This window comes from Leuconostoc fallax KCTC 3537, assembly GCF_000165675.1.
Classification (GTDB): Bacteria; Bacillota; Bacilli; order Lactobacillales; family Lactobacillaceae; genus Leuconostoc_B; species Leuconostoc_B fallax.
On the sequence record NZ_AEIZ01000016.1, the window covers coordinates 1 to 3,401 of the forward strand.

3 protein-coding genes and 2 pseudogenes are annotated in these 3,401 nt (G+C 32.3%); 4 read left to right on the plus strand and 1 reads right to left on the minus strand.

The annotated features are described in order from the left end of the window. Nucleotides 1-30 precede the first annotated feature (30 nt). Complete coding sequence (locus LEUFL_RS11655; protein ID WP_010007994.1) at nucleotides 31-1,050, minus strand: helix-turn-helix domain-containing protein; 1,020 nt, start codon at nucleotides 1,048-1,050, stop codon at nucleotides 31-33. A 406-nt stretch (nucleotides 1,051-1,456) separates the two neighbouring features. Here LEUFL_RS11655 and LEUFL_RS13535 point away from each other — a divergent pair. The 4 genes and pseudogenes from LEUFL_RS13535 to LEUFL_RS09940 form a co-directional block, all read left to right on the plus strand. Continuing rightward, nucleotides 1,457-1,513, plus strand: a pseudogene (locus LEUFL_RS13535) (KxYKxGKxW signal peptide domain-containing protein); the annotation flags it as partial. A gap of 6 nt (nucleotides 1,514-1,519) precedes the next feature. After that, nucleotides 1,520-1,783 (plus strand): hypothetical protein, encoded by a 264-nt coding sequence (locus LEUFL_RS0105370; protein WP_237697915.1) that lies wholly within the window; start codon nucleotides 1,520-1,522, stop codon nucleotides 1,781-1,783. Between the two features lie 202 nt (nucleotides 1,784-1,985). Next, entirely contained in the window at nucleotides 1,986-2,945 is a 960-nt protein-coding gene (locus LEUFL_RS0105375) for a MucBP domain-containing protein (protein ID WP_010007998.1), read from the plus strand. A 14-nt stretch (nucleotides 2,946-2,959) separates the two neighbouring features. Continuing rightward, nucleotides 2,960-3,401, plus strand: a pseudogene (locus LEUFL_RS09940) (hypothetical protein); the annotation flags it as partial.

Sequence of the window (3,401 nt, forward strand, 5' to 3'; positions counted from 1 at the left end):
GTATCCTAAATTTGATCAACACCTTCATTCTTATAAATGAAGGTGTTGATCAAAAAAATGTTGGCGAAAATACGCCGGCGTTACACCGGTAATTTCTTTAAATGTTTTGACAAAGTAACTTTTTGTTGAGAAAGATAGTAAATGAGTAATTTCATCTAAATTCAAATCGGAAGCAATGAGTAATTCTTTCGCTGCATCAATTTTAGCGTGCCGGATAAATTGTGTAATCGTAACATTATATTCTTTTTTAAAAGCTGGATTGAGATTCTTTTTGGATGTATTGAGAGCACTTGCTAAATCGTCAAGGGTAATATTTTCACCAATATGTTCGTCAATATAACGATGGATACGTTGATGTAATGGCAAAAAATTGTGAATACGATATTCCTGAACAGTTTTAAAGTATTGCCAAGTGATTTCTCGAATAACCTGAAAGAAATCAGGGAAACGGTGGGATAGTTCAATTTCTTGGACAAGCTCGTTATGTAATTTAAAAGCGAGTTGGACGGGATATCCCCACTGAATAATAGCACGATTCATAACGGCTAAGTACGATATTAAGGTATCCTTTTCACCACGAATTAAGTTATTTGATGCAAAATATTCACCAATTATTTTGACATGGGATAAATCATCTAAAGCAATAATAAGCGCTTCTTTATCGGAATGGACTATTCCCTTAATAATATTTGTTTCGGCGTCAAAAAATTTCTGTGGGTTTTTAGTTTGTTGAGTATTTTGCACATCAGAAAAGTTTTCTCCCAGATGGCGAATCACTACATCTTCTTCGGGCGCATTTTTGTATGTATAAAGAGTATAAATTACTTGAGAAATTGATTGTAAATTAGATAATGAATTAATCATCATTAATTCATTATTACTAGAGAACATATCGCTATAGTCAAATAAAAAGCAAATAACAGTTTGAGTGTCAACACGACAAGTTAAGATATGCCCAGATCGATAACTTAGAGATTGATAAGTATGAGTTAATAATAATTCCATATTTTGTATTAATAAATTAGTAATTAATTTATCTGTATCTGTCATTTCACTCAAATAGGTTGTTTTTTTGTTCTGTAATCAATTAAAATGGCATCAGCATTTAAAATGGTGGCTAACTTTGTAATATCTTTCATATCATATTCCCCAGTACATCATTATTAACTTGAATGTTTTTAATAAAATTCTTTTATTTTACTATGTTTTCTCTTTTTTATATAAAAATAATCATGTTAACACTAATGATATAAAAATATTTTAATAACAAGTGATGTAAAAGGTACAAAGTCTTTTTATTTATTATGAATTCTCTTTTTTATCATGAAATAGTAACCTCTTTAAACGAGAATTATTCTAACAACAAGTTTTTATTGTGGGAAATGCTTACTGTAATAAACGGGTTAGAGGTTAAAAGTGAGAAAAAAAGAGTAATAATTTTGTAGAATTAGACCAAGTGACTCATTTTAAAATGTATAAAAATGGTAAGATGTGGGTTACATCTGGAATATGCAAAACGATGCTATGGTTATCATCGTTCAACAACCGAAAAAGTGATTTATCGTCAGGATCGAATAAAGTTGATGGATTGATTACCAATATTCCTAAAGGGATAGTGGCAATCAGTACATTGTTTGGTGGAACCATAATTGCTGCTAATGATATTTTTGCTGATGATGGGAATGTTGCAAAAGAAAAAGCAATGATGAACAAGATACTATTGTTGAAAAAATCAGGTAACTATACCAAAGATTACTGTTCACAATGTAACGGACCAAGATAATGATGTATCTACAAATTCTTTGAACGATAATGAAAGAGATACTAGTAAAAATTCTGAATCAAATTCTGTTGATAGTGGATCTACATCAACTTCTATATCAGAATCATTGAGCAGTAGTGAAAAGATACTAGTAAAAATTCTGAATCAAATTCTGTTGGTAGTGAGTCTACATCACCTTCTGTATCAGAATCACTGAGCAGTAGTGAAATCGATACTAGTAAGAAATTCTGAATCGGGTTCTGTTGGTAGTGAGTCTACATCAACTTCTGTATCAGAGTCATTGAGCAGTAGTGAAATCGATACTAGTAAAAATTCTGAATCGGGTTCTGTTGGTAGTGAGACTGAGCATAGCAAAGAAACACAGTCTTTGGATAGCAATATTTCAGAAAATATAGAAAGCGAGGCAGTCACTGATTCAAACACGCTTTCCGAATATCCAACGCGTAATACATATTCTGTTACTACTAACAATGCAATGTTAAACAGTAATTTGTTAGCTGTTTTAAAGACTCTTGAAAAGACGAACAGTGGATTTTCTGTTAATGACCCAGAATATCCGAGTGGCATGCCACGAAATTCGGATAATGAAAATAAATATGATTTTGAGTGGTTGACAGTTTATAGTGGTAGCACCAAAGTTGGTGATATCTCTGTCTCAATTGATCGCAATGGATCTGGTCAATTGTACATTCAAGAAATAAGTACGAATGGTGCAAAAAAACAATTGACGTTGGGTCAGAGTACAGCAAGTATCTCTTCCTCATTATTTTCCAAAACAACATATTATTACGACGGAATAAATGGAAACTATTCACTAGTTGTAAAGAGATCAAGTGGAGCTTTAAGAACAAATTATGTTGGATTTGTTGCAGATAGTTCTGGTAATGCCTATGGTACGGTTACTAATTTTGTTCCTAAGAATGTAAATCAAAATACAACGTATGTGGATGAAGAAGGAAAGCCCATTAACGATTCTGATAATGTTACACAAAATGGATGGACTGGTCAAACGTATACAACTTCGTCAGGGCAAGTAATTAATGGTTACTATTCTGATGACGTTAATGATAATGGTAACGGTACAATGTCTCAGTTTGGAGAAATTGGTGCTAAATATGAAAAAATTATCATGATGGTACAAGTGTTATTTACACACAATTAGATGGTATTGGAACAATGCAAGCTGATGTTTATAGGAACGGGGTTAAATCAGCGACCTACAGTATCCCGGTTGGACAGACTGTGCAATATGTTAATAGCAATACAACCTATAACATTAGAAATCCATATATTCAGCAAACACAAGATATACAATATCAATATAAAAAATTGGGAAATCTCATTATTAAGGATGAAGATGGAACAATTCTTAATGAAACACAATATGTAAATGATTCAACAGATGCGACGAAAGCATATTATCCAGATACTCTTGTTGATAAGCCAGGCTATGTGATTACAGCGAAAGACAGTGATGGAAATATAGTTGACATTAATAACATTAAAAATGGTGATAAGCCAGCTAGCCTTTCTGTTGATACAATAGTTACTTATGAAAAAGATCCGGTTTCTATGAGCACGAGTGAATCCGTATCTGGCTCAACATCGCTAAGTACAA